Origin of the sequence: Rhizobium sp. WW22, from assembly GCF_047041135.1 — a bacterium.
Taxonomy (GTDB): domain Bacteria; phylum Pseudomonadota; class Alphaproteobacteria; order Rhizobiales; family Rhizobiaceae; genus Rhizobium.
In genome coordinates, this window is sequence record NZ_CP178199.1 from 1,821,183 (window position 1) to 1,847,477 (window position 26,295).

The window sequence follows — 26,295 nt, forward strand, 5'->3', positions numbered from 1 at the left end:
CGACAAGGGGGCGATCGCCGCCATGCATCGCTATAAATTCGTACTGACACGGCCGCTGCAATTCCTGCCCGTCCTCTTCGGCATCAGCGTCATCACCTTCGTTCTGGTCCGCCTCATTCCCGGCGATCCCGCGCGCAATATCCTCGGTACGCGTGCCACCCCGACAGCGCTTGCCAGCATTCGGGCGCAATATGGCCTCGATCAGCCGATGTGGCTGCAATATTTCTATTTCATCAAAAACCTCGGCAATGGCGAGATGGGCAAATCGATCCTCTACAAGATCGACGTGCTGCCGCTGATTTCGACCCGGATCGAGCCGACGATCGCACTGGTCGTCTCGAGCGTCATCCTGTCGATCCTGATTGCCGTGCCGATGTCGGCGATTGCCGCCCGCAATGTCGGTCGCGCATCGGATCATATCGTGCGCGTCGTCTCGACCTTCGGCATCGGCTTTCCGCCCTTTTGGCTGGGGCTGATGATGATCATCCTCTTCAGCGTCCAGCTCGGCGTCCTGCCGGTCTCGGGCTACGGCTCGACGATCGGCGAGAAGATCGCTCATCTCATCCTGCCGGCTCTGACGGTTGCGCTATCGCTTTCGACGGTGTTGACCCGCAGCCTGCGGGCCGCGATGATCGAATCTCTTAAATCGGATGTTGCGACTGCGGCCCGCGCCCGCGGCATGCCGGAGGGTATCGTCTTCTGGCGGCATGTCGTGCCGAACTCGCTGGTGCCATCAATCAACCTGCTCGCCGTCAACATCGGCTGGCTGATCGGCGGCACGGTCGTCGTCGAAAGCGTCTTTGCCCTGCCCGGCATGGGACAGCTGCTGGTGCGCGCCATCTTCTCGCGCGACTACATGGTCGTTCAAGGTGTTGCGATGGTGTTTGCCTGCGCCACGGTGCTGGTCAACTTCCTCGCCGATATCGTCACGGTCGCCGCCGATCCGCGGGTGAAGCTATGAGCATCGACACGACGGCGACCACTTCCCCCGGCTGGAACAGGTTTTTTGGGAAACACCTGACGCTGACGCTCGGCGGCGGCATCCTTCTGTTCTTCCTCCTTCTGGCGATTTCAGCGCCAATGGTGGCGCCCTATGACCCGATCTTTCAGAATGCCGATATGCGCCTGCAGGCGCCGTCGTTCCTGCATCCGTTCGGCACGGACAATTTCGGACGCGACATTCTTTCCCGCGTTATCTGGGGTGCGCGCATCGATCTGCAGATCGCCGTCATTGGCGTGCTCTTCCCGTTTCTGATCGGCACCACGGTCGGCACCATCGCCGGCTTTTTCGGCGGCCTTATTGACGCGATCTTCATGCGCATCGTCGATATTATCTTGGCCTTCCCCTTCCTGGTGCTGATGCTGTCGATCATCGCCATTCTGGGACCGGGGCTGAGCAGCTTCTATATTGCCATGGCCCTGGTCGGCTGGGTCTCCTATGCCCGCCTCATCCGCGCGCAGATGCTGGTGCTGAAGGGCAGCGATTATGCCGTTGCTGCCGTCAGTCTCGGCTTCAGCCGGCCTAGGATCATGTTCCGCCACCTGCTGCCGAACGCCATTGCCGGCTCGATCGTCTTTTCCATGTCGGATGCCGTTCTGGTGCTCCTGAGCGGTGCAGCCGTCAGCTATCTCGGCCTCGGCGTTCAGCCGCCACTTGCCGAATGGGGTGTCATGGTGGCGGAAGGCCAGAGCTTCATCACCACGGCCTGGTGGATCACGCTGTTTCCCGGCCTGTCCATCGTCTGCCTCGCCTTCGGCTTCAGCATGCTGGGCGATGCACTCGGCGAGCTGCTGGGGGTGCATGAATGAGCGACTCCCTGCTCTCCGTTCGAGACCTCGTGGTCAAGGCAAGACTCGATGGTGGCACCCGCACGCTGATCGACAGCGTTTCGCTCGATCTCGGCAAGGGCGAAATTCTCGGTCTTGTCGGCGAGAGCGGCTCGGGCAAGAGCCTCTTGTGCCGCTCGCTGGTGCGGCTGCTACCCTCGTCGCTTCTGAAGATCGAAAGCGGCTCCATTCGCCTCGAATGGCGAGAGCTCACAGAAATCAGTGATGCCGAGATGCTTAAGGTGCGTGGCGGCGAGATCGGCATGATCTTCCAGAATCCGACGAGCCATCTCGATCCTGTCATGCGCATCGGCGACCAGATCGCCGAAGGCATCCGCTACCATCAGGGGCTCAAAACGCGCGAGGCGCGCGCAGCCGCAACCGAGATCCTTGAGCAGGTCGGCTTTCCTGATCCCAAAAGGCAGTATGACAGCTATCCGCACGAGTTTTCCGGCGGAATGCGGCAGCGTGCCATGATCGGCGTCGCGCTCTCCTGTAATCCGAAGATTCTCATCGCTGACGAGCCGACGACGGCGCTCGACGTCACCATCCAGGCGCAGATCCTGCGGCTGCTGATCGACATTCGCGACAAGCGCGGGCTTTCGATCATCCTCATCACCCACGATCTCGGCATCGTCGCCCAGACCTGCGACAGGATCGCCGTCATGCGCAGCGGCCGGCTGCTTGAACAGGGTCCCAAAAGGACGATCCTCAGCCGGCCTGAAAATCCCTATACGATCGATCTGATCAACAGCCACCCTTCCCTGCCCGACGAAGCGGTGATGACGCAGCCGGAACCCACAAGGCCGGAGAGGTCAGCCAAGCCGCTTCTCGAAATCGATGACCTGCGTGTCGACTTCAGGGTCGGCGGCGGTTTCTTAAAGGGCAGCGGGGCAAAGACGGTCAGCGCCGTTTCCGGCGTCAGCCTGCAGGTCATGCTGGGCGAAACCATCGGCATCGTCGGCGAATCCGGCAGCGGCAAGAGCACGCTTGCGCGCGCCGTCCTCGGCCTTACCCCGATCTCCTCCGGTCATGTGACTTTCGACGGTATCGATCTGACCCAGCAGAAGAGCGCCGGCCTGGCAAGGCTCCGGCGCGAAACGGCCATGGTCTTCCAAGACCCGTTCAACGCACTCAACCCGCGCCTGACGATCGGCCAGACGCTTGCCGAGGTGCTGAAAGTCCAGGGCAAGGTCGCAAAGGCTGAGATCCCCGCACGCATAAGCGAATTGCTCGATCTCGTCGGACTGGAGCGCGAGTTCGCCGATCGCAAGCCGCGCAGCATGAGCGGCGGCCAATGCCAGCGCGCCGGCATTGCAAGGGCGCTTGCGGTCGACCCGAAGCTCATCATCGCCGACGAATGCGTAGCCGCCCTCGATGTCACCATCCAGGCGCAGATCATCGACCTCTTCCGCGAATTGACGCGCAGGATGAACCTGACCTTGATCTTCATTGCCCACGACCTCGCCATCGTGCGCAATCTCTGTGAGCGGACCGTCGTGATGTATCGCGGCGAGATCGTCGAGGAAGGCCGCTCGCAGGAGATCTTCTCCCACCCGAAACATGCCTATACCGCAGCGCTTATTGCAGCCATCCCCGATATCGATCCGGACAGGCCCTTGCATGGCGAACGCGACGCGGCACAGGCAGGGCAGACCCAATCAGCCAAACGCATGCGATAACAACGAAGGGAACAAATTCATGACCAACAAGTGGAAAACAATCGGGCTTGCCGCCATTCTCGCCGGCTTGACGCTGAGCGCGAGCTATGCGGAAGCCGCCGGCGTACTGACCATCGGCCGCCGTGAGGATTCGACGACGTTCGATCCGATCAAGACGGCGCAGAATATCGACAACTGGGTGTTCTCCAACGTCTACGACGTGCTGGTGCGCGTCGACAAGACGGGCACGAAGCTGGAACCGGGTCTAGCGGAAAGCTGGACGACCTCGGATGACGGTTTGACCTATGTCTTCAAGATTCGCGATGCAAAATTTTCCGATGGCTCGCCGCTGACGGCTGATGATGCAGCCTTCAGCCTTCTGCGCATCCGCGACGATCCGGCGTCGCTCTGGAGCGATTCCTACAAGGTCATCGATACCGCCGTCGCGACTGATCCGCACACGCTGACGATCAAGCTCAAGCACGCATCGGCACCCTTCCTGTCGACGCTTGCGCTTCCGAATGCCTCGGTCATCTCGAAGGCCGGCATGCAATCCTTAGGCGCTGATGCCTATGCGGAAAAGCCGATCGCCTCCGGCGCCTTTTCCGTCGAGGAATGGCGCCGCGGCGATCGCATCATCCTGAAGAAGAACCCGAACTTCTGGCAGGCCGACCGCGTGAAGCTCGATGGCGTCGAATGGATTTCGGTACCGGACGACAACACCCGGATGCTGAACGTGCAGGCCGGCCAGCTCGATACCGCCATTTTCGTTCCGTTCTCGCGCGTGGAAGAACTGAAAAAGGACCCGAACCTCAACGTGCTGATCGATCCGTCCACGCGTGAGGATCACCTGCTGATCAACCATGCCCATGGCGACCTCGGCAAGAAGGAAGTCCGCCAGGCCCTCGACATGGCGATCGACAAGAAGGCGATCGTCGACGCCGTTACCTTCCATCAGGGCACGGTTGCAAACTCCTATATCCCCAAAGGCGCCTTGTATTACTATGCGGATAATCCGCAACGCCCCTACGATCCGGAGAAGGCCAAGCAGATGCTTTCGGCAGCAGGCGTCTCCAATCTCACTGTAAAGTACCTCATTCGCGCCGGCGATGAAGTGGATGAGCAGACGGCCGTCCTGGTGCAGCAACAGCTTGCCAAGGCCGGCATTACCGCCAACCTGCAGAAGGTCGATCCGAGCCAGGAATGGGACATGACCGTTGCCGGTGATTACGACATCTCAGTCAACTACTGGACCAACGATATCCTTGATCCGGACCAGAAGACGACCTTCGTGCTCGGTCACGATTCCAACAACAACTATTCAACCAACTACAAGAATGAGGCCGTGAAGGAGCTCGTTGCCAAGGCCCGCCTGGAGCTCGATCCCAAGAAGCGCGAAGAGATGTATGTCGATCTGCAGAAGATGGCGAAGGACGACGTCAACTGGATCGACCTCTATTACAGCCCCTATATCAACGTCGCGCGCAAGAATATCGATAACTTCCATCAAAACCCGCTCGGCCGCTTCTTCCTGGAAGATACGGCCAAGAATTGATGTCGCTTCATGCAGGCTAAAACTCCGCTGTCGCAAAGACAGCGGAGCATTGCTGTGTGAGGCAGCCCCTTTCGCAAACTCACGAAGCGGCTATTCTGCCATCCTGATATGAAACGAGGGTCGTTGACGGATGCTGACACCGCATGGTGAATTTCGGGAGCGCATGACGATACTGGGCGACCTTAACGCAGCCTCGTTCGTCCCCTGGATCCAGCGTCACGCCAACAAGCTCGGGCTTTCGCAGACATTCTTCCATTCCGATGCAGACCGAATCGAACTTGAGGTCACCGGGCCTGTGGAACTGATCGACATGCTGGAAATGGGCTGCTCACTCGGTCCGATCGACGTCTGGGTAGACGAGATTCAGCGCAGGGTCATGAATGACCCGCAGCCATCGCATCTTAGAAATTCCTGATCTATTGCCTTTTATTTAATCATTGTTGCCAATGCGAATTATTTATGCAAAATCTTTGAACGCTACGGGGATGCAGGCATCAGTGCCTGCCTACGACCAGCGGCGCTAAGCCATTGGTGAAATTAGAGAGTTGAGACCATGCCATTTGATGGGGCCGGATCCTGGGCGCCAGTCGCCCTTTCCTCTGATCTGCCGCCAGGAACCGTCATACCGGCCTGGACATCGGTTGGCCCGATTGCCCTGTGGCGCAGTCAGTCGGGCCGCGCAACTGCATCTTCCGATCGCTGTCCGCATCGCGGAATGAGATTGTCGCATGGTTTCGTCCGCGGCGAAGCGCTGTCCTGCATCTATCACGGTTGGAGCTATGCGGTGTCAGGCGGATGTATTCGCATTCCCGCCCATCCGGATCTGGTTCCCCCGGAAACCATTCGTGTCGCCGTCCAGCAAATCGAAGAAGCGGGCGGCATCTTATGGGCAGCCGTCGGACAGCCGGCGACGCAGCCTCCACAGCTTGACGAGCTGGTCCCTTTACGCACTCTAGGCGTGAAAGCGGATGTCGCGGCAATCGAGGCCGCGGCAGGGGCGAAGATCGATGCTAGGGAACTGATCCGCTTGCCGGAATTTCCCTGGATTGGGTTGCTTCTGGCGCCACAGGAAAAGCATGCGCTCCTACTTCTCATGATCGACAGGGATCGCAGCCCGGCAGACCGCATTGCGGCGTCTCGGATTGTCGAATCCATTCGCCGTACGGCGGAAGAGCGCCATAGGGAGATCGCGGAATGAAAGTCGGCGCCATGATGGATGAATGGTATCCTGTCGGCCTCTTCAGCCAACTCAGCGAGAAGGGAAGCAAGACCTGGCTAATGGGCGAGGCGATCGAGGTCGCGCGCGATCGGCATGGCAATGCGCAGGTGATTACTGCCGAGGGAAGGGCCCTCCCCGTCCGGGTGCGGTATGGCCATGTCTGGTCTTCCCTCGGGAACCCGGAGAAGGAGCTTTTCGCCATTCCGGAGGCTGATCAGCCGGGCCGGCGCTTCGTCGATGTCGGCGTGGTCCGTGTGCGCTGCTCGCCGCTTCGCGCCGTAGAGAACTTTCTCGACATCGCGCATTTTCCCTTTGTCCACACCGACATCCTCGGTGCGGAACCGCATACGGAAGTCGAAAACTATAAGGTCGAGATCCGCGAGGGTGTCGATGAAGTCTGGGCAACGCAAGTAAAATTCTACCAGCCGCAGGCTGCAAAATCCGCGACCGGCGGCATTACCACTGAATACATGTATCGCGTGCCAGCCCCGACCTGTTCCGTCCTCTACAAGACATGCCCTCCGCGCCCTAGCGAATGGGACGTCATAACCTTGTTCGTCCAGCCGCTCGCTGAAGACCTATGCGACGTATGGCCGTGGATGGCGCTCTTCGATGATGAAACGCCGATGACGGACCTCATCCACTTTCAGCAGACGATCTTCCTGCAGGACCGCTCGATCCTCGAAAACCAGATACCCGCGCTTCTTCCGCTCGATCCCGGCATGGAAATTCCGACAAGGGCCGACCTCACCTCGGTCGCCTACCGGCGATGGCTCAAGCGCCATAACTATACCTACGGCGCACAGTTGGTCGCACAATGAAACTCTATGACTACATCTTATCGCCGAGTTGCTACAAGATCCGGCTGATGGCCGCGATCCTCGGCATCAAGCTCGACATCCGGCCCGTCGACTTCCATCCCGGCGCGGAGCATCGCGGGCCGGAGCTTCTGGCGCTCAATCCGGCAGGCTCCATCCCGATCCTCGAAGATGGCGATCTTGTGCTCACCGAATCCTCCGCCATGCTTGCCTATCTCGCTGCCAATTCTGCGCCGGAATGGCTGGGGCAGGCTTCGCCGCAGGGGACGGCGCGCGTGGAGCAATGGCTCTCCTTCTCCCATCGCCTGACAGCCAATCTTGGTGGCGCGCGGCTCCACGAAATGCTCCTGCGACCGGGTGACATTAAGGTTCTACAGGCTCAGGGGATTGCTGCCCTGCGCGAGCTCGAAGCTGGCCTCTTCGAGCAGGGCGAGCGCGGCATGCAATTCCTCGCAGGAAGCCGGGCGACGATCGCCGATATCGCCTGCTTTCCCTATGTCGCGCTTGCGCCTGACGGCGGCATCTCGCTTGACCCCTACCCATTGATCCGGCTCTGGATGCGCGCCATCCGCAGCCTGCCCGGTTTCATCGAAATGCCCGGCATTCACCGCCTGCACGAGCTGAAACCCGATCCGCACCCGGCGGGGGAGGCGTGATGAAATGACCGGCTACCTCCTGAAAAATTGCGCCGCTGTGATCGTCGATGAGGGCAAGGGACCGAGCGTACGCCGAAACGTCGACCTGCTTACCAAGGGTCCGGCGATCCAGGCGATCGGCGAAAACCTGTCGCTGAATGTCCTGCCTGAGGGCACGATCATTCAGGATGCTACCGGCTGGTTCGTCTATCCGGGGCTCGTCAACACCCATCACCACTTCTTTCAATGCTTCGTGCGCAACCGGGCGGATCTCGACTGGACGAAACTTTCCGTCATCGAATGGCTCGACCGCATCTATCCGATCTTCTCGCGACTGACAGAGGATTGCTTCTATCATTCCTCGGTCACCGCCATGGCCGAGATGATCAAGCATGGCTGCACCACCGCCTTCGATCATCAATATTGCTTTCCCCGCCATGCCGGAAAGCGCCTGATCGATCGCCAGTTCGAAGCGGCGAAATTGCTCGGAATGCGCTTTCACGCAGGCCGCGGCGGCAACACCCTGCCGAAGTCCGAGGGGTCGACGATCCCGGATGCCATGCTCGAAACCACGGATGAGTTCATCGCTGATTGCGCGCGGCTGATCGACAGCTATCACGATGCCGGCCCCTTCAGCATGCGCCAGGTGGTGGTCGCACCTTGCCAGCCGGTCAATTGCTATCGCGAAACCTTCGTCGAGTCGGTTGCGCTGGCGCGCGATCGCGGCGTGCAGATGCACACACATGTCGGCGAAGGCGAAAGCCCGGTCATCGAGGCGCGGCATGGCATGCGCACGGTCGACTACTGCACCGAATTGGGCTTTGCCGGCCCTGATGCATTCTACGCCCATTGCTGGGAACTGACGCATGACGAGTTGCGCAAGATGGCGGCCAGCGGCACTGGCGTCTCCCATTGTCCGGAGCCGGTCTACCTCGTCGGCGCCGAAGTGACCGATATCCCGGCGATGCAGGCTTTCGGCCTGCGCATCGGCCTCGGCTGCGATGGAGCCGCATCGAACGACAACTCGAACCTCATGCACTGCATCCATTCCGCCTACATGCTGCAGTGCCTGACGGCCTCGACGCGTCAGCACTCGGTCCCTGCCCCGCTCGATTTTCTGCGCTATGCGACAAGCGGAGGCGCAAGCCTGCTCGGGCGCACCGATATCGGCCGTCTCGCCCCGGGCATGGCAGCCGACCTCTTCGCGATCGATACGCGACGGATGGACTATGTCGGGACTCGGCATGACCCGCTGAGCCTGATTGCCAAGGTCGGGATCGGCATGCCCACCGATCTGACCATGATCAACGGACGCATCGTCTGGCAGGGCGGTGAATTTACCGGACTGGACGAGGCTGCGCTGTTTGCCGCGGCCGAGGCAGCACTTGCAACAGTAGAATTCTGAAAAACCAAAAGGGGAACTGGGATGCAGAAGAATCTGACCCGCAGAACATTGATGAAGAGCGCGGCTGTTGCAGGCCTCGCAACGGCCTTTACCGGCCGCTCTGCCTTTGCCGCAAACGAACCGCTCGGCATCACGCTCGTCGTGCCCTCGCCGATCGGCGATGTCGGCTGGGGCCATGCGCTAGCCGCGGGCCTTGATCCGATCAAGGCCGCCTATGGCGACAAGGTCAAGGTGACGGTGATCGAGAACATTGCCGAAGGTCCGGATGCGGACCGCATCATGAACAAGACGGTCGCCGATGGAAACCATTTCCTGATCGCCGGCTCGTTCGGCTATCAGAACGGCGCGCTTCAGGTTGCCCGTCGCAATCCGAAGGTCAGCGTCCTGCATGCCTCCGGCTTCCAGGTCGCGCCGAATTTCTCCCCCTTCGCCGCCAAGTATTTTCAAGGAACTTACCTGCTTGGCATGGCGGCTGCCGCCGTCTCCAAGACGGGCAAGCTCGGTTCGGTCTCCGCCTTCGCGATTCCCGAACTGATCACGTCGGTAAACGCCTTCACGCTCGGCGCACAAGCGGTGAAGCCAGACATCGAAGTATCGGTCGTCTGGGTCAATTCGTGGTTCGATCCCGCCAAAGAGCAGGAAGCGGCCAAGGCCTTGATCTCGCAAGGCTGCGACGTGATCTTCTCGAACGCGCAGGATACGCCCTCGGTCATATCGGCCTGCGAGGAAGCCGGTGTCTACGCCTTCAACCTGAACTCCTCGATGAAGAAATATGCGCCGAAAACCTATCTCGGCTGCGTGTCCACAGATTGGTCGCCGTTCTTCAAGGCATCGGTCGATGCCCATCTCGCCGGCACGTTCAAAGGCGCCAACGCGTTTCTCGGCGTCGCGGAGAAGGTCGTCCAGGTCGTTGACTGGAGCACGGCAATCCCCGCCGATACCATGGCAAAGATCAAAGAAACCGAAGGCAAGATCGCAAGCGGCAGCTTCTCGCCGTTTACCGGCCCGATCACCAAGGCCGACGGCAGCGAGGGAGCGGCTTCGGGCGCGACATTGACGGATGCCCAGATCGTCGCGATGGACTGGCATGTCAAAGGTGTGAAGACGCCTTTGCCGAAGTAATCACGTCATGACCATTCCGCTGCTGTCGCTGCGCGGCATCTCCAAAAGCTACGGCCAGGTCCATGCTAACAAGCATATCGACCTGGACGTGGCCAAGGGCTCGATCCATGCCATCCTCGGAGAAAACGGCGCCGGCAAATCGACCCTGATGAAGCTAATCTACGGCGTCGAACAACCGGACGAAGGGACTATCGCCTGGCATGGGCAGCCTCTCAGCCTTGCCTCCCCTGCGGAGGCGAGGCGTACCGGCATCGGGATGGTCTTTCAGCATTTCTCGCTGTTCGAGAACCTGACGGTCGTCGAGAACATTCGCTTGATCGTGGCTGGCCGCAGGGCCGAACTTGCGCGGCGCATCCGCACATTGGGGGATGAATTCGGTCTCGAAGTCGATCCGCTCGCCCATGTGCACGAACTGTCTGTTGGCGAGCGGCAGCGGGTGGAAATCATCCGATGCCTGATGACCGATCCGAAGCTGCTGATCCTCGACGAGCCGACATCGGTGCTGCCGCCGCAGGCCGTCGGGAAGCTGTTCGAGACGCTGCGCCGGCTGCGAGATGGCGGCGTCTCGATCCTCTTCATCTCGCACAAACTGGAGGAGATCCAGTCCCTGTGTGACCGCGCCACCATCCTGCGCGCTGGACATGTGACCGGGCATGTGGATCCCCGCGAGCATGACGCCCATGATCTCGCCCGCATGATGATCGGCCGCGACATGCCGGAAGCAATCCCTGCATTGCCTATGGCCGAAGGCGAAAAGCGCCTGGAACTCATTGGCCTCGATTACCGACCCGACGATCCTTTTGGCATGCCGCTCTCCACCATCAGCCTGACGGTGCGCAGCGGCGAGATTCTGGGCATTGCCGGCATTTCCGGCAATGGACAAAAGGAACTGGCAGCCCTGATTTCGGGGGAAACGACCCTGCCGCGGGACAAGCGCGACCAGATCTTCATGATGGGGCACGACGTGGGTAGCCTCGACGCAGCGAGCCGCCGGAAGCTCGGCTTTGCTTTTGTCCCGGAAGACCGGCTGGGCCATGGCGCCGTCCCCGAAATCTCGCTGACGCTCAATGGTCTGCTAACGGCTCATCCCTTGAGGCTCGTGAGACATGGCCTCCTCGACAGCGGCAAGGCGACCGCCTTCGCAACCGAATGTATCCGGAACTACGACGTGCGCACGCCCGGCCCGGATGCGGAAGCAGGCTCGCTTTCCGGCGGAAACCTGCAGAAGTTCATTGTCGGGCGCGAAATCATGCTGGCGCCGAAACTGCTGTTTCTCGCGCAACCAACCTGGGGCGTCGATGTGGGCGCGGCCTCCGCCATTCGCAAGCGGCTGATTGAGCTGCGCAATCAGGGCATGGCCATTCTCGTCATATCGGAAGAACTCGAGGAGCTGTTCGAACTCAGCGATTTTATCCAGGTCCTTTATCACGGCAGGCTGAGCCCGCCGCTCGTCACGCGCGATACCCACCCGGAAGAGATCGGTCGATACATGATCGGCGTACAGCCCCAACGCGAGAAAGCGCCCGCATGAGCAGTTCCTTCTCCGCCGTCCTGCCCACCCTGGTTCGACGGGAACGAGCCTCGCTGACTGCGAAATTGCTCGCGCCACCGATTGCCCTCATCGTGACAATCGCCCTCAATCTTGGCCTCTACATTGCGATGGGTCGCGACCCGGCAGCGGTGATCTACGCCATGCTGATCGAGCCGTTCGTCTCGTGGGCATCATTCTCAGAGGTATTGCTGAAGACCGGTCCGCTGCTTCTGATCGCACAGGGTCTGGCGATCGGCTTTCGAACGAAGATTTTCAACATCGGTGCCGAGGGCCAGTTCATTCTCGGGGCAATCTTCGCCTCCGCCATACCCATCTGGATGCCGCAGGCAACGGGCCAATGGATCTGGCCGGCGATGCTGTTGCTCGGCACCCTCGGCGGCGCGCTCTGGGCGTCTCTCACCGCCTTCTGGCGTGTCAGGCTCAATGCCAACGAGATCCTCGTCTCGCTGATGCTGAGCTTCGTCGCCGCGCAATTGCTCAATTATCTGCTTCTCGGGCCATGGAAAGATCCGAACGGCTTCAACTTCCCGCAGTCGGTCATGTTCCAATACGATGCCATGGTGCCAATCCTATTTGAGGGAACGCGGGTCAATGTTTCGTTCGTGTTTGCCCTTGCTCTGTCGATTGCCGCATGGATCTTCATGCAGAAGAGCTTCGCCGGCTATAAATTGCAGGTCGGCGGACTGGCGCCCCGCGCGGCGAGCTATGCCGGCTTCAAGGAGAGTTGGGCAATCTGGCTCTCGCTGATCATTGGCGGAGCGGCGGCCGGTCTTGCCGGTGCTGCCGAGGTTGCCGGCCCGCTTGGCCAGCTGCAGCGTTCGATCTCGACCGGATATGGCTACGCCGCAATCATCGTCGCTTACCTCGGCGGTCTCAATCCCATCGGCATCGTCATTTCCTCGATCGTCATGGCAGCGCTCTATATCGGCGGCGACAACGCCATGGTTTCCGCTAATCTGCCGATTGCCGCCGTCCGCGTATTCCAGGGCAGCCTGCTCCTCATCTATCTGATCGCCATGGCCTTCGTGCGCTACCGTATCGTATGGCACCCCACATCCGGACGGAGCACATCATGAGTGCTGTCGAGTTCATTCTTGCGGGCATGCTGGCAGCCGCAACACCGTTTCTGCTGGCAGCCCTGGGCGAGCTTATCGCAGAGCGTGCCGGTGTCCTCAACCTCGGTGTCGAGGGGCTGATGGCGCTTGGTGCCGCCATCGCCTTCATTGTCGTCTATCACGGCGGCGGCCATTTTCTCGCCTTCCTCGCCGCGGGTCTCGGAAGCGCTCTCCTTTCGATGATCTTTGCCGGGATCATCCTGGGTTTCAACGCGAACCAGGTTGCGGCCGGCCTTGCTCTCGGGATTTTCGGCCAGGGCCTCTCGGCGCTGTTCGGCAAGAGCTATGAGAGCCTGACCATCACGACGCTGCCAAAGATCGCGATCCCCGGGCTGTCGGACATCCCGGTTATCGGTGGCCTCTTCAACCAGGATATCGTCGTCTGGATCTCGCTTGTCGCGACGATCGCCATAGGGCGCTGTTTGCCTACGGCAAGGTTGGCCTGGTGCTGCGCGCGGTCGGTGAAAACCCGAAAGCCGCGCATGCGATCGGCTATCCCATTATTGCGATCCGTTTCGCCGCGGTTGCATTCGGCGGCATGATGGCAGGCTTCGCCGGCGCTTACGCGTCCACGATCTATACACCGCTCTGGGCGGACGGCATGATCGCCGGGCGCGGCTGGATTGCCATTGCTCTCGTCGTATTCGGAACCTGGCTGACGGGGAGGATCTTCCTGGGCGCCTGCCTGTTTGGTGCGGTATCGCTTATGGGACTTGCCGCCCAGGCGACCGGATTTGCCGTCCCCTCCCAACTCCTGGCGTGCCTTCCTTATCTCGTGACGATCATCGTCCTCGGCATTATCTCAGCCGACCGTCGCCTGCTCAAGCTCAACGGTGTCGCCTCCCTCGGCGAGCCGTTTGAGCGTTAAAGCAATTCCAGAAAAAATGCGCACCGGCTTTCCGGCCGGATGCGCATAGAACCAAAGAGCGTTCAAGCAATTCGAAGAAATGCGTGAACGCTCCGACTATCTTTGCGCAATCAGGTGGTTCGCTCTGCCGCGCGGGGACGCCATTTGATCAGACGAGCCTCGACGAAATCCAGGATGAGATCGATCAGCAGGACGAACACTGCCAGGATAAAGATCCCCGCAAAAACGCCGACGGCATCGAAGTTCCCTTCAGCCTGCGCGATGAGGTAACCGAGACCGGCCGATGCACCCAGATATTCACCGATGATGGCACCAACAACCGCAAAACCGACGGATGTCCGAAGCGATGAAAGGATCCAGCTCGCCGCAGCCGGGAAATAGACATGGCGCAGCAGTTCGGATTTCTTCGCCCCGAGAATGCGCGCATTGGACAGCACCACCGGGTTGACTTCCCGCACGCCCTGCATCGCGTTGAAAAAGGTTACAAAGAACACGAGCGTGACGGCGAGAGCCACCTTGGACCACAGGCCCAAGCCGAGCCAAAGGACAAAGATCGGGGCAAGGACCACACGCGGAATGGCGTTCAGGCCTTTGATGAACGGATCGAGGATTCGGGCAGCGGAGCGGGACAGTCCGAGCCATACGCCTGCCGCAACGCCAAGAGCCGTGCCGATGACGTAGCCGAGCACCGTTTCTGTCAGGGTGATGGTCACATGCTTGAAGAAGCCTGGATCGGTCACCCACGTGAATACCTGTTTCAGGATATCGACAGGCGAGGGAAAGAAGAAGACGTCGATCACGCCCAAGTTCACGCCGATCTCCCAACCGCCGACAATGACCAGCAGCAATGCCAGTTGGGTAAGTCTCTCAGTCATGGCGTTCATAGCTTTTCTCCACTTCACCGCGCAGGGAAGCCCAGATATTGCGATAGAGTTCGGTAAAGCGGGGATCGAGCTTGATCTCCGCGACATCGCGAGGCCGTTCCAGATCGACAGGGAAACTGTCGATGACACGCGACCGGGGACCCGAGGCCAGAACCACAACGCGATCCCCCAGAGCAATCGCTTCCTCAAGATCATGGGTTATCAGAACCACTGCCCGCTGCTCTTCCTGCCATAGCCGAAGCAGCTCATTCTGCATCAAATGCCGGGTATGAATGTCGAGCGCGGAGAAAGGTTCGTCCATGAGGATAACCTTCGGCCCGGTTATCAGCGCCTGCGCCATTTGCACACGCTTACGCTGGCCGCCCGAAAGCTGGTGCGGATAGCGGTCCTCGAAGCCCTTAAGCCCGACCTTCGCCAGCCATTTAAGGGCTCGCTCCCGGCGCTCGCCCGCGCCGACGCCTTGGAACATCGGCCCAAGTTCCACATTTTCGATCGCGGTTTTCCAGGGAAGCAGAGCATCCTGCTGAAACAGATAGCCGATATTATTCTGGATGCCGGAGACCACGCTGCCATCGATGGAGACCGAGCCCTTTGCCGGCTTCAAAAGACCTGCGATCGCATTCAGGATCGTACTTTTGCCACAGCCCGTCGGCCCGACGATAGCGACGAATTCGCCATCGGCCACCGCCAGATTCACATCCTGGACCGCGACGAAGGAGCCAAAGGCCATGGTGACATTTTCGATTGCCACCATCGCTTTGGGTGACGCCGCCTCATGCGGTGTCTGTGCTGCCGGCTTTAAGGCTGTCACGGACATCTTAACCTCCCTCAGTTCGATGCCGTCGCCGGCACCTTAGCTACAAATTCGTTGGTATAGGTTTTGGAAAGGTCGATCTTAGCAGCCTTGACCTTGTCGTTGAACGACGTCAGGACATCGAGAGGCGTCTTGATATCTTTTTCGTCCAGCAGCCCATCCGTGGAAAAGATCTGCCGGGCGTTTTCAACTGCCTTGATATATGTCTCCTTGTCGCCCGAAATGAATTCAGGCGGGAGCTTTTCGACAATCTCTGCGGCGCTGTGCGTCTTCATCCATTGAAGCGCTTTTACCGTTGCATTGGTGACCTTCTGAATGGTCTCCGGATTTTTGGAAATGTAGTCCTGGGTGGCGTAGAGCACCGATGTCGGATAGATGCCACCATAGATTTCCTTAGCGCCATCGTCGTTGCGAGCATCGATCAGGATCTTTCCGACACCCTTCTCGACCACGAATGTCGCCGCAGGATCGTAATTTACGAGCAGATCGATCTTGCCCTGCTGAAGCGCTGCCACTGCCGCGGCGCCCGATCCGACGCCGATGATCGAAACGTCGTTCGCCGACAGCTTATGCCGCTGAAGATAGTAGCGAATGAAGAAGTCCGAGGACGATCCCGGAGCGGTGATCCCGATCTTGGCGCCCTTAATGGTCTCCGGATTTTTCGGGTCGAATTTCGCGTCCTTGCCGCCGGCCAGCACCAGCCCGGAATTGCGTCCGAGCTCTACGAAGGCGACAACATGCTTGTTCTGCGACTGCATCTGAATCGTATGGTCGTAAAAGCCGACAGCAACATCCGTCGAGCCGGCGACCAGCGCCTGCAGGGTCTTCGATCCGCCCGACGCAAAGTTTTCGACGGTGACCTCCAGGCCCTCTTTCTCATAAAGACCCAACCCCTGCGCGACCGGGAAAGGCAGGTTGTTGAGGTTGTAGGAACCAACGCTGATGCGCACAGGTTCCGCGAAAGCCGTTCCGGATAGCGCGACCGCCGCAGCGAGTGCGAGAATAAGCTTTTTCATTCGATCTCCTCCATTTTGGCACCCTCCCGGCACCATAGGTTGATTGATTATGCTGCACAAACCAGCGCTTTGGCGGGTTTCGCAAAGACATGGCCTTCGAACAGCCGGCGTGCCGTGCGAAGAATTCCGGCGACGAGCTTCCCATCTCGCAACTGCAGCTTCACGTCCAGATGGCCGCTCGGATGTTCAATGGAAAGCACGATGGGCGGTGTTTGAACGCCAATAAGGCGGGATGCCACGGTGTTTTCGCTTACGCAGGCCGTTGCAATCCCGACAGCGCCTGTTGTCGCCAGTGACGGATGGCATTCATTCGGCATGAAATACCGTACGCTCAATGCGCCGCCTTGTCTGGCGGGAGAGATGAGGACCGGTTTCGGAGTGACTTGACTGCGAACGTCGCCCATTCCCATTTTCTCGCCAGCAAGGATACGAAGATCTTCCAGCCGCTCGATCAGCGACTGATTGCCGTTCAGTTCAGCAGCGCTCTCGTATCCGGTCACGCCAAGCGAGGCGGCCTCGATCAGGAGCATCGGCATCGCGCAATCGATACAGGTCACGTCGATGCCGTCGATCGTCTCTATCGATTTGCCGCTTGGGAAGAGCTGTCCCGTTCGGGCACCTGCCGCATCCTTGAACGTAAGCGCGATCGGAGCGGCCTGGCCGGGTACGCCATCGATCTTCGCGTCGCCGAGATAGGCTACCGCGCCGTTCGGTGTCGGAACCTCGGCTTCAATCATCTTGCCGGTATTGACGTTGAAGATTTTGACGAGAGTGGTCTCTCCGGTGACCGGCACAAGCCCCGCCTCTATTGCGAACGGCCCAACAGCCGCCAGCATATTCCCACAATTGGGTGAGGTATCGACGATCTGCCTGTCGACGCGAACCTGCGCAAACAGATAATCCACGTCGGCGCCAGGCACCGTTCCCGGGCCGCAAATGGCAACTTTGCTAGTGACCGGATTTCCCCCTCCGATACCATCGATCTGAAGCGGGTGCCCAGAACCCATCACCGACAAAAGCACCTGATCCCGCTCGGCCGGGTCCTTAGGCAGGTCCGACGCCAGAAAGAACGGGCCCTTCGAGGTGCCGCCCCGCATCAGCACGCACGGTATGGAGAGCAAATCATTCATGCGTTTTTCTCGCCGTATAATGTGATTGGCGTATCAATCAGCCTTGTTATTGCTATTATGGAATTAATGATTGATATGTGAAATGCTAAAATCGAGGGCATTGATACAGAATGAACATCAATTGCGAAATCCTTGACCTTAGAGCCTTCCTTGCCGTGGTCGAACTGCAGGGCTTTCATCGCGCGGCCGATCAGCTGAACATGTCGCAACCGGCGCTCAGCCGGCGCATCCAAAAGCTGGAGCAGGCAATCGGCGCGCCTCTGCTGGAAAGAACGACGCGCCATGTCGCGGCCACAGCTCTCGGAACCGAGCTCGTGCCTCTGGTGCAGCGTATGCTCGAAGAGTTCGACGGTTCGCTGTTTTCGATGCGGGAACTGGGAACCAAGCGTGGAGGCCTGGTAACAATTGCATGCCTGCCGACGGCAGCCTTTTATTTCCTGCCGTCCGTCATTCGCCAGTTCAACCAGGAATATCCGAATATTCGGCTTCGGATTCTCGATCTGACCGCGACTGACGCACTGCAGGCGGTGGCACGCGGCGAGGTCGAATTCGGAATCAATATCATGGGGAGCTCCGACAGCGATCTGATCTTCGAGAGACTGGCCGAGGATCCGTTTGTTCTGGCAGCCAAGCGCGACCATCCGCTGGCGGAAAAGAAAGAGGTCCGATGGCAGGATCTTGAACCCTACCCGCTGATCACGGTTCATCGCTCCAGCGCAAACAGGACGTTGCTCGACGCTGCTCTGGCCAGATCGAACATCAAGCTCAACTGGTTTTACGAAGTGACCCATCTGTCCACATCGCTCGGTCTGGTGGAGGCAGGGCTCGGGATTTCCGTGCTGCCGAAAATGGCGACCCCGCAGGGAGAGCATCCCTTCCTGATCACACGTCCGATCCGAAACCCCGAAATCTCGCGCACTATCGGCGTTGTCCGCCGCCGGGGAGGAACGCTGTCGCCCGCTGCCGAGCATTTCATGCGCATGCTGATCGGGGCGTGGACATAAAACTAATCGGCAGGCACAGCCGACAACACGCTCTGACAGGCAGCGCCAGCTCAAAATCGTTCGGAGCGCTCAATTAACTGAGCGGGCGAACCTGCGACGACAGCCAGCCTTTCTGCAAATCGCACTTAGTCGCCCGATGCGGCGGTGAAAACCGCCAACTGGGCATCGAAAGCACGTTTGAAGGCAGGCCGCGCTTCACCGCGACTGACATAGGCGTGAAGGTTCGGGTATTCGTTCAGAATTCCCGATGCGTGCAACCTGCGCAGCACCGACACCATCATCAGGTCGCCGGCGCTGAATGCGCCCTCGAGCCAGTCGGCATCGCCAAGGCGAGCGGACAGGTCACCCAGTCGATCGCGGATGGCTTCTTCAACGAGCGGACGGCGCTGCTCGTACCAGGGCTCGTGGACACCGCGGTTGATGATCGGCGGTTCCACCGTGTTAAGCGCAGAGAACATCCAGGCGATCGCGCGGGCACGGCCGTTGGCGTCGTCCGGCAGCAAGCCCTGGTGATGTTCTGCGATATGGAACACGATCGCCCCCGACTCGAAGAGAATGAGATCGCCTCGCTCATAGGTCGGGATTTGCCCGAAGGGCTGACGCGCGCGATGTGCGGGCTCCTTCATCGCTTCGAACGACACAAGGCGGACCTGGTAAGGCTCTCCCACTTCTTCGAGCGCCCAGCGAACCGGCATATCCCGCGCCAGTCCCCGACCGCGGTCGGGCGATCGTTCAAAGACGGTAATGATGGTCGATATCTTGTTGCTCATCGTCCTCTCCATTTATGGCGTGTTATCTTAGGGACGATTGAAACGGGGGCAGCCCGACAATGGCTGGCAGGATTTTTCCACCACGGACGGGAGTACAACTTCCCGGGACATAGCCGAGCCACGTCCGTATGAAAGAGGCTGACGGACGATCAATGCGAGAATCCGCGATCCGTAGGTAGAAAAGGACCGGGGAAACCAACCGGATTGAACATGCACAGTCGATCTTCACGCCGCCACGCCAAGAGCCGGTCACGCAGTAAGCGGCCGCTTGCCCACGGGAGTCAGCAGCCGTTTACGCCTTGAGAACCGGTGCCGATATCAGGCCGCCTGAGCCAACGCGAGCCGCAGCGCAACCCATGCGACGCGCTCGCCGTAAGCGCGGGCTGTTTCCAGATCGCCGACCGACATTTCGCTCGGGGCTGCATCGGCGTCGGACTGAGCCATGGGCGCGATGTACGATCCCATCCTGTTGGCATCGTCACGCTTCGATGCCTTCACGTTTGCTGGCTTCATACCCAGGCTGACCCACAGACCGCCATGCTGTCCCGCCAGAAGAACGAAATATTCGAGGGTGTTGAGCTTGTCACCGTTCAGGCTGGCGCTGTTGGTAAAGCCTCCGAAGACCTTGTCCTGCCATTTGTTGGCAAACCAGGCCTTCGAGGACGTGTCGGCAAATTTTTTAAACTGCCAGCTCGGACCACCCATGTAGGTCGGCGATCCGAAGATGATGGCGTCAGCGGCATCCAATGCGGCCCAGGCCTCGTCTGAAAGGTTGCCGTCAGCGTCAATGGCGTAGAGTGTACCACCCGCCCCTTCCGCCACGGCTTCCGCCATTCGCTGAGTGTGACCGTAGCCGGAATGATAGACGACGGCTGTATTGGTTTTGCGATGTGACATGATGATCTGGCCTCCTTGGGGCCGTGGCTTTGCGCAGTCCGGAGGCGATTTCGCTCCGTACGGTGCCTTCTTTCAAAAGAGGTTGATGGGGGGCGGATGACGTCCAACGTCTGGCGATGGATAGCTTTAGCCAGCCGGTTATGCGGAGGTTCTCAGGGTGATGAACTTATGTGCCGCGAGACGCTCAAGCATGACCGCTGACACCGGCCAACATCAGCAACAGCAGGAACAGCATTGGCGGCGGTAGCTCGCGATAGTTCCGGATACGGACAATGGCCGTGATCGCTGCGAGCATGATGCAGGTGCCCAAGGCGACCCCGATATATCGGCTGCCGGCTGTGACCAGCAGCACTGCGGTTAGGAGTTCGAGTGCGCCCGTGATCCAGCACCACCAGAACGGAAATCCGAGCTGCACGAAGCCCGCGCGGACTTTTGAATGGCCGCTCATGTTGACCATGGCCCCGACGAGAAACGCGGCGGCAGACAGCCAAACGAGGACGGTATTGAACACCGTTGTGCCCGTGAAAATTTGAACTGAATCCATTGCTATCTCTTCTCCGATACGCCGCGTCGCGACCAGCTCTTATAGCGTCATCATATATTCTAGCAGTGCTAGTTTGTCAATCGACGTTCTTTTTGATAGCTTCAGGATAAGGGAATTCGTGCGAATGAAGACGGGAGCCAAGGTGGGTATCAGCGAACGCAAAGCCCGGGAAAGGGAGGAACGAGGCCGCAGGATCGTTGTCGCTGCCAGGACGATCGCGGAACGCGACGGCTGGGCCTCGGTCACCATCCGGCGTCTCGCCGACGAGATCGAATACAGCCAGCCCGTTCTCTACTCGCATTTCCAAAATCGCGATGAAATCGTCGGCGCAGTCGCACTCGAAGGATTCGGCGAGCTGGCCGGGATACTCCGCGCCGCGATCCGGCCGTCGTCCACGCCCGAGGAGGCAATAGAAGGCGTCGCGACCGCCTATCTCGATTTCGCCTTTGCCCGACCGGCAATGTACGAGGCGATGTTTATCCTTCCCACCGGTCTGCGCTTCGCCAGATCCGATACACCAACGCAGCTCCGTGAGGGCTTCGGAGCCATGGCGATGGTGATCGCGCCCTTCGCCCAGGATGTGGATACCGCAACAGAAACTTTCTGGGCGGCGCTCCACGGATTGGCGGAGCTTGAGCGCCACGGCAGAATAAGGCCCGCTTTCCGGTCCCACCGGATCACACTCATCATGCAGATGGTGTCGGGCCAGCTCCAACGATAAATGTTGCGAGTGATGGGATGCCGCAGCAGGGGAGCAGGAGTTGGACGAAGGGCCTCAATCTTCGGAATTTGTTCACTGCCGATAGGGGCGCGAATTACTGAAATTCCACGGCTTTATTCCTTGGGCGTATCGATATCTAAATCGAAGATGGATAGCTCCGTCATCTATTAGTCGTTACTGCGACTGCCGCGGTCGGAACAACGTTGCTACGGCAATAGCCGTGGTGATGATGCCACCCGCCGCGCAAAGCCAAAAGGCGAGACGAACACCGCTCGCCAGGTCGCTGGCCGACACCTTGCCTCCTGCGAAACCGGCATAAGCATTGGCAAAACCAACAAGGACAGCAAGGCCAACGGCGTTGCCGATGTTCATCGTGGTCGACGCCATTCCCGATGCAACACCCTGTTCGCGATCCGGCACTCCGGAACCGGCGATGATCCACATTGCGGTCCACACGACGCCCTGACCGATCCCCGAGACCAGCAGACCCGGAACGATGGCTGCATAGCTGCTTTCGGGCCACGCCCCGGCCACCATGATAACGGTGCCCGCCGCCCCTACCAGCATTCCCGCGATCAATGTCAATCGCGCCGAAAAGCGTGACGCGTACCGCTCGCCGATCTGAGTACCGGCAGCAATGGCAAGCGAGGGAACGAGGAAGGCAAGACCCGTCTCCGAGGCCGTGAAGTGATGGATATCCTGAAACAGCACCGTCAGAAAATACGGCAAGGCTCCAAACGTACCCATGTAGAGAAAGGTGATGGCCATGCTCGTCACAAGCATGCGGTTGCCCAACAGCCTGAGAGGCATCAATGGATCGCGACGTTGCGATTCGATGATCATGAACGCCAGCAGCAGAAGTGCCGATAGACCGAAGGCCCAGAGAATAGGTGCGGCATTCCAGCCGAACACCGGCCCCTGGACGAGTGCGAACACCAGCAGAGTGGCGCCTCCCGTAACCGTCAGCGCCCCCGACAAGTCGAAGGAGCGGCCATGAGACACACGAGGATCTCGCGGGATGACGAAAAAGGCTGCGATGATCGCAATCAAGGCGAGGAAGACATTGACGAAAAACACCGATGGCCAGCCAAAAGCGCTCGTTAGAAAACCGCCGGCAAGCGATCCGATCGTAAGACCGCTGGCACCCGCCCCTCCCCAGACTGCCAGAGCCCGGTTGCGCGCTGCCCCCTCCGCAAACAAGCGGTTGACGAGCGAAAGCGTGGCCGGAAATAGAAAAGCGCCGCCGATGCCTTGGACGGCTCGTGCTGCGATGATGACTGCGGGCTCCCAGGCCAATCCCCCCACCAGTGAGGATATCGCATAGAGCCCGAGCGCCGTGATGAACAATCGGCGTTGGCCGATGAGGTCCGCCGCACGCCCGCCGAAGAGCAGAAAACCGCCGCAGAAGACTGTGTAGGCGCTGACGACCCATTGCAGCGTCTGACCGGAAAAGTTGAGACCCTCGCCGATTTTGGGCAGGGCGACGAAGACGATGTTGATATCGAGCGAGATGATCAACTGTGCGAATGCGAGGAGCGCCAGCGCAGCCGGCCGGTTGAAATTCGCCGCGCCTGCCCCGACTGATGGTCTTTCTGCAATGTGGTCCATTTATCCTCTCCGGCAATTCTTTGTCGATCAACAAATAATGTGAAGCTTGCGTAGCCGAGTCAAGGTGATTATTTGTTGAATGACAAAGATTGAGGTTAAGCATGGCAGGACGGCCGCGGGAATTTGATCGTGATGAGGCGCTGGCCAAAGCCCGCGACCTCTTCTGGGAGCGAGGCTACGAAGGTGTCTCGATGGCCGACCTCGTCGACGCCATGGGCATAGCGTCGGCGCGCATCTACGCCGCTTTCGAATCGAAAGAGGCACTGTTCCAGGAAGCGGTGATGCTGTACGCCTCCGGTGAGGGCGAATTTGCCACTCGAGCACTGGCTGAAGAATCGACTATTCTCGATGCCTTCGAGCGACTTCTGCGGGATGCGATTTTGCTCTATTCGCGCCCCAATCGCCCACACGGCTGCATGATCGTGATGGCGGCCACCAACTATACGATCAATAACCAGGCCGTTCGCACGCGGCTCGGCCGATACCGGCGGGACCGCGCTGCCTCCCTACACGAGCGTCTGAAAATGGCATCGGAGGCCGGCGAGTTGAAACCTGATGCCGACCCGCGCGCGCTGGCGGAATTCTACGCCGCTTTTCTTCACGGTCTATCAGTGCAGGCGGCCGACGGCGTGCCAAGAGACATGCTTCTGTCTACATTGTCTCACGCGCTATCGCCGTTGAAGAACGCGTTATTGGCCAAGGCTGACGATCTCTGAACCGATTGCCGCCGGCGTTGCACATTCTCGCGATGGTGAGAGCTTCAATCCACAGGGAGCGAATTCGTTTCAGCTCCGCTGCCCTTGCGGAACTGGCTCGGTGGCGCACCGATAATGCGCTTGAAGGCACGGCTGAACGATGCTTCGGCGTCGTAGCCCAATCTCTGCGCGACTACGGACACGCGCATTCCATTGCGCAGCCATTGAAGAGCTTGATACATGCGCACCCTCGCCACGTAGCGCGCCGGCGTTTCACCCACGACCTTTAGGAATCGCTCCGCAAAGCCCGAGCGTGAGATGCCCATCAGGTTCGCAAGCGCCGCCAAGCTCCAGTCACGATCCGGCTCGAGGTGAATTGCAGCCAGCACCCGGCCGATTTCGGGGTTGCGCACCGCGGCAATCCAGCCGGTGGTATCGCCGCAGCCATGTTCGACCCACGTCCTGATCAATGTTGCGGTCAAGACATCGGCAAGCCTTGCCAGTATGCCTCCCGCGCCGACCCGATCCATCTGCACTTCACGCGTCATGGCGTCGAGCAAATGCGGAATCGCCGGCTCGTTCTTGGCCAGATCGCTGGTGAGCATGGTGTCGGGCATCAACCGCAGCAGCGGATGAAGGTTGTCGATATTGAAGCGCATCGCCGCGGTCAAAGCCACCGTTCCCCCACACGCATCCTGGCACTGGAGATCGAAGACATCCCGGCAGACTTCCTTGCGGTCAAATTGCTCGAAAGGCACCGGCCGAATGCCTGGCTTGCTTGCGATAACATGCGCGTTGCCACGCGGCAGAAGCGCGGCGTCACCGGGTCCCAACGGAAGCCAATCGCCTGACGGCGCCTGAAGCCAGGCGGAGCCGGACGAAATGAAATGCAATCTCGCCGACGACTGCGGCGCAAAATAGGTCGCCCACGGCTCCGAGAGCCGACAGCGCCCATATTCAACGCCATCAAGCCGCAAGCCCCTCAGCATCTCGCTCAGGGCATCATGAGTCTCGCCAGCATTATCTTTGGACGAATAGTCAAGCATCTCGGATTTCCTAGCATGGAAAGTACAGACTGTCACGACTACCTTCTTGCTCAATGGTATCAACGCGCGCCAAGACATCTTAATATAGGACCGCCCCCATGGCAGAGAGCAATTTCAAGCCCATTTCATCTCCTCACAATCAACCGACGGCAGAGACATCCCACCGACTGAGATGGGATGCCGTCGTCGCCCTGGCTCTCGGCGTGTTCGGTCTCGTTACGGCGGAATTTCTGCCTGCCAGCCTGCTAACCCCAATCTCTTCCGACCTAGGTCTCTCTGCCGGGGAAACTGGCCAAACAGTCACGGCAACGGCTGTCGTCGCTGCATTTGCAGGCCCCGGTATCGTCATAGCCACTCGAAGCTTCGACCGACGCCGTGTGCTCTTTAGCCTGACTGCTCTTCTGATTCTTTCCTGCGTTCTGGCGGCAACCGCCAACAATTTGATTTCGCTCCTCGTATCGCGAGTTCTGCTTGGTGTCGGGCTCGGCGGTTTCTGGGCAATGGCCGGTGCGCTCGCGATGCGGCTAGTCCCGATTGAACATCTCCCCCGAGCAATGGCGATGATCTTTACCGGCGTCTCCCTCGCCACCGTCACGGCAGCCCCGCTTGGCTCCTATGTGGGATCGACCCTTGGATGGAGAGCTTCCTTCGTCCTGGCCGGAGCCGTCGGCGTGCTTGCATTTATTGCCCAGGCTGTCACCGTGCCGTCGTTGCCACCAGCCGGTCACGCCGGTTTGTCAACGCTCGGCGCCGTTCTGACGCGCCCCAAGATCCGGGTGGGTCTGATCACCACACTTCTCATCGTTGCAGGCCATTTTGCCGGCTTCACTTATATTCGCCCGTATCTGGAAGGTATCGCCCACCTCAAGGTCGAGATGGTGTCGCTGGTGCTCCTCGCCTACGGCGTCAGTGGTTTCTTCGGCAATATTGTCGGTGGCATGATCGCGGAGCGCAGTGCTGCTGTTGGCACCGTCTTCTCGTCGAGCCTGATCGCCGTTGCCGGCGCTATCTTCGTAACCGTAGGCGCGTCCGAGCTGGCGGCGATTGTCGGAGTTGCTATTTGGGGTTTCGCCTTCGGCGCATTTCCCGTCTCCATCCAGAGCTACATCACGCGGGCCGCTCCCGACGAAGCTGAAAGCGCAGGAGCATTGCTTCTGACCGCTTTCCAGGTCGCTATTTCCAGCGGAGCGGTCCTGGGCGGCGTACTGATCGATCTGCAGGGGCCGCTGGGCGTCATGTCGTTCCTTGGGGCCGCATGCCTTGCGGGAACCATCGTGATGGCAGCACGCGGCGGCAAACAGACCGCGCTCGCTCAAAGCTGACGGGCGAGATCACAGCGTTTGCTCCGATTATCGAGGATAGCTTCGAGCTGCAGATACGGCAGTGATC

25 protein-coding genes and 1 pseudogene are annotated in these 26,295 nt (G+C 59.7%); 17 read left to right on the plus strand and 9 right to left on the minus strand.

Going from position 1 to position 26,295, the window contains the following annotated elements; translation table 11 throughout:
- The first annotated feature begins 22 nt into the window (after window positions 1-22).
- The 13 genes and pseudogenes from ACK83U_RS27385 to ACK83U_RS27445 all read left to right on the plus strand — a co-directional run bounded on the left by ACK83U_RS27385 (window position 23) and on the right by ACK83U_RS27445 (window position 13,777).
- Entirely contained in the window at window positions 23-961 is a 939-nt protein-coding gene (locus ACK83U_RS27385) for an ABC transporter permease (protein ID WP_112609905.1), read from the plus strand.
- Window positions 958-1,809, plus strand: coding sequence for an ABC transporter permease (locus tag ACK83U_RS27390; RefSeq protein ID WP_112609903.1), 852 nt, complete (start codon window positions 958-960; stop codon window positions 1,807-1,809). Before ACK83U_RS27385 ends, ACK83U_RS27390 begins: the two co-directional genes overlap by 4 nt.
- Entirely contained in the window at window positions 1,806-3,509 is a 1,704-nt protein-coding gene (locus ACK83U_RS27395; RefSeq protein ID WP_112609901.1) for an ABC transporter ATP-binding protein, read from the plus strand. The genes ACK83U_RS27390 and ACK83U_RS27395 overlap by 4 nt, the downstream gene beginning before the upstream one ends.
- A 19-nt stretch (window positions 3,510-3,528) precedes the next feature.
- Window positions 3,529-5,043, plus strand: coding sequence for an ABC transporter substrate-binding protein (locus tag ACK83U_RS27400; protein WP_112609899.1), 1,515 nt, complete (start codon window positions 3,529-3,531; stop codon window positions 5,041-5,043).
- A 130-nt stretch (window positions 5,044-5,173) separates the two neighbouring features.
- Window positions 5,174-5,458, plus strand: a complete 285-nt coding sequence (locus ACK83U_RS27405; protein ID WP_112609897.1) for an acylphosphatase — start codon at window positions 5,174-5,176, stop codon at window positions 5,456-5,458.
- Window positions 5,459-5,596: 138 nt separating this feature from the next.
- The gene (locus ACK83U_RS27410) at window positions 5,597-6,241 is read left to right on the plus strand and encodes a Rieske 2Fe-2S domain-containing protein (RefSeq protein WP_112609895.1); all 645 of its coding nucleotides are present in this window, start codon (window positions 5,597-5,599) and stop codon (window positions 6,239-6,241) included.
- Window positions 6,238-7,083: an aromatic ring-hydroxylating oxygenase subunit alpha gene (locus tag ACK83U_RS27415; RefSeq protein WP_112609893.1), complete on the plus strand. Its 846-nt coding sequence runs from the start codon at window positions 6,238-6,240 to the stop codon at window positions 7,081-7,083. Before ACK83U_RS27410 ends, ACK83U_RS27415 begins: the two co-directional genes overlap by 4 nt.
- The gene (locus ACK83U_RS27420; protein WP_112609891.1) at window positions 7,080-7,736 is read left to right on the plus strand and encodes a glutathione S-transferase family protein; all 657 of its coding nucleotides are present in this window, start codon (window positions 7,080-7,082) and stop codon (window positions 7,734-7,736) included. The genes ACK83U_RS27415 and ACK83U_RS27420 overlap by 4 nt, the downstream gene beginning before the upstream one ends.
- Window positions 7,737-7,740: 4 nt before the next feature.
- The gene (locus tag ACK83U_RS27425) at window positions 7,741-9,120 is read left to right on the plus strand and encodes an amidohydrolase (protein WP_112609889.1); all 1,380 of its coding nucleotides are present in this window, start codon (window positions 7,741-7,743) and stop codon (window positions 9,118-9,120) included.
- Between the two features lie 21 nt (window positions 9,121-9,141).
- Complete coding sequence (locus tag ACK83U_RS27430; RefSeq protein WP_112338127.1) at window positions 9,142-10,242, plus strand: BMP family ABC transporter substrate-binding protein; 1,101 nt, start codon at window positions 9,142-9,144, stop codon at window positions 10,240-10,242.
- 7 nt (window positions 10,243-10,249) lie between these two features.
- A complete protein-coding gene (locus ACK83U_RS27435; RefSeq protein WP_112609887.1) occupies window positions 10,250-11,773 on the plus strand; it encodes an ABC transporter ATP-binding protein in 1,524 nt (507 codons plus the stop codon).
- Entirely contained in the window at window positions 11,770-12,870 is a 1,101-nt protein-coding gene (locus ACK83U_RS27440; RefSeq protein WP_112609885.1) for an ABC transporter permease, read from the plus strand. The genes ACK83U_RS27435 and ACK83U_RS27440 overlap by 4 nt, the downstream gene beginning before the upstream one ends.
- Window positions 12,867-13,777 (plus strand): annotated as a pseudogene (locus tag ACK83U_RS27445) (ABC transporter permease). Before ACK83U_RS27440 ends, ACK83U_RS27445 begins: the two are co-directional and overlap by 4 nt.
- A 110-nt stretch (window positions 13,778-13,887) precedes the next feature.
- On the opposite strand, the gene ACK83U_RS27450 reads toward ACK83U_RS27445, so the two are convergent.
- The 4 genes from ACK83U_RS27450 to ACK83U_RS27465 all read right to left on the minus strand — a co-directional run bounded on the left by ACK83U_RS27450 (window position 13,888) and on the right by ACK83U_RS27465 (window position 17,621).
- Window positions 13,888-14,661 (minus strand): ABC transporter permease, encoded by a 774-nt coding sequence (locus tag ACK83U_RS27450; RefSeq protein ID WP_112609881.1) that lies wholly within the window; start codon window positions 14,659-14,661, stop codon window positions 13,888-13,890.
- On the minus strand, window positions 14,645-15,415 hold the full coding sequence (locus ACK83U_RS27455) for an ABC transporter ATP-binding protein (RefSeq protein WP_412475038.1): 771 nt from the start codon (window positions 15,413-15,415) through the stop codon (window positions 14,645-14,647). The genes ACK83U_RS27450 and ACK83U_RS27455 overlap by 17 nt, the downstream gene beginning before the upstream one ends.
- A gap of 74 nt (window positions 15,416-15,489) precedes the next feature.
- Entirely contained in the window at window positions 15,490-16,491 is a 1,002-nt protein-coding gene (locus tag ACK83U_RS27460; RefSeq protein ID WP_112609877.1) for an ABC transporter substrate-binding protein, read from the minus strand.
- A gap of 47 nt (window positions 16,492-16,538) precedes the next feature.
- Window positions 16,539-17,621: a 4-oxalomesaconate tautomerase gene (locus ACK83U_RS27465; protein WP_112609875.1), complete on the minus strand. Its 1,083-nt coding sequence runs from the start codon at window positions 17,619-17,621 to the stop codon at window positions 16,539-16,541.
- 110 nt (window positions 17,622-17,731) lie between these two features.
- Between ACK83U_RS27465 and ACK83U_RS27470 the strand changes: the two genes are divergently transcribed.
- Complete coding sequence (locus ACK83U_RS27470) at window positions 17,732-18,625, plus strand: LysR family transcriptional regulator (RefSeq protein WP_112338115.1); 894 nt, start codon at window positions 17,732-17,734, stop codon at window positions 18,623-18,625.
- A 125-nt stretch (window positions 18,626-18,750) separates the two neighbouring features.
- On the opposite strand, the gene ACK83U_RS27475 is transcribed toward ACK83U_RS27470, so the two are convergent.
- The 3 genes from ACK83U_RS27475 to ACK83U_RS27485 all read right to left on the minus strand — a co-directional run bounded on the left by ACK83U_RS27475 (window position 18,751) and on the right by ACK83U_RS27485 (window position 20,836).
- Window positions 18,751-19,395, minus strand: coding sequence for a glutathione S-transferase family protein (locus tag ACK83U_RS27475; protein ID WP_412474946.1), 645 nt, complete (start codon window positions 19,393-19,395; stop codon window positions 18,751-18,753).
- A 318-nt stretch (window positions 19,396-19,713) separates the two neighbouring features.
- Window positions 19,714-20,292: a flavodoxin family protein gene (locus ACK83U_RS27480; protein WP_162700971.1), complete on the minus strand. Its 579-nt coding sequence runs from the start codon at window positions 20,290-20,292 to the stop codon at window positions 19,714-19,716.
- Window positions 20,293-20,476: 184 nt separating this feature from the next.
- Window positions 20,477-20,836, minus strand: a complete 360-nt coding sequence (locus ACK83U_RS27485) for a DoxX family protein (protein WP_112609873.1) — start codon at window positions 20,834-20,836, stop codon at window positions 20,477-20,479.
- A 142-nt stretch (window positions 20,837-20,978) separates the two neighbouring features.
- Here ACK83U_RS27485 and ACK83U_RS27490 point away from each other — a divergent pair, with 142 nt between their 5' ends.
- On the plus strand, window positions 20,979-21,557 hold the full coding sequence (locus tag ACK83U_RS27490) for a TetR/AcrR family transcriptional regulator (RefSeq protein WP_112610023.1): 579 nt from the start codon (window positions 20,979-20,981) through the stop codon (window positions 21,555-21,557).
- A 174-nt stretch (window positions 21,558-21,731) separates the two neighbouring features.
- Here the strand turns inward: ACK83U_RS27490 and ACK83U_RS27495 are convergent, their stop codons facing one another.
- Window positions 21,732-23,165: an MFS transporter gene (locus ACK83U_RS27495; RefSeq protein ID WP_412474947.1), complete on the minus strand. Its 1,434-nt coding sequence runs from the start codon at window positions 23,163-23,165 to the stop codon at window positions 21,732-21,734.
- A gap of 101 nt (window positions 23,166-23,266) precedes the next feature.
- Here ACK83U_RS27495 and ACK83U_RS27500 point away from each other — a divergent pair, with 101 nt between their 5' ends.
- Window positions 23,267-23,881: a TetR/AcrR family transcriptional regulator gene (locus tag ACK83U_RS27500; protein ID WP_112611214.1), complete on the plus strand. Its 615-nt coding sequence runs from the start codon at window positions 23,267-23,269 to the stop codon at window positions 23,879-23,881.
- Between the two features lie 44 nt (window positions 23,882-23,925).
- Here ACK83U_RS27500 and ACK83U_RS27505 read toward each other — a convergent pair whose 3' ends face one another.
- Complete coding sequence (locus ACK83U_RS27505) at window positions 23,926-24,906, minus strand: AraC family transcriptional regulator (protein WP_112611212.1); 981 nt, start codon at window positions 24,904-24,906, stop codon at window positions 23,926-23,928.
- Window positions 24,907-25,004: 98 nt separating this feature from the next.
- On the opposite strand from ACK83U_RS27505, the gene ACK83U_RS27510 reads away from it, so the two are divergent.
- Window positions 25,005-26,228 carry an MFS transporter gene (locus ACK83U_RS27510; protein WP_112611210.1) on the plus strand — a complete coding sequence of 408 codons (1,224 nt, stop codon included), beginning with the start codon at window positions 25,005-25,007 and terminating at the stop codon, window positions 26,226-26,228.
- Window positions 26,229-26,295 lie beyond the last annotated feature (67 nt).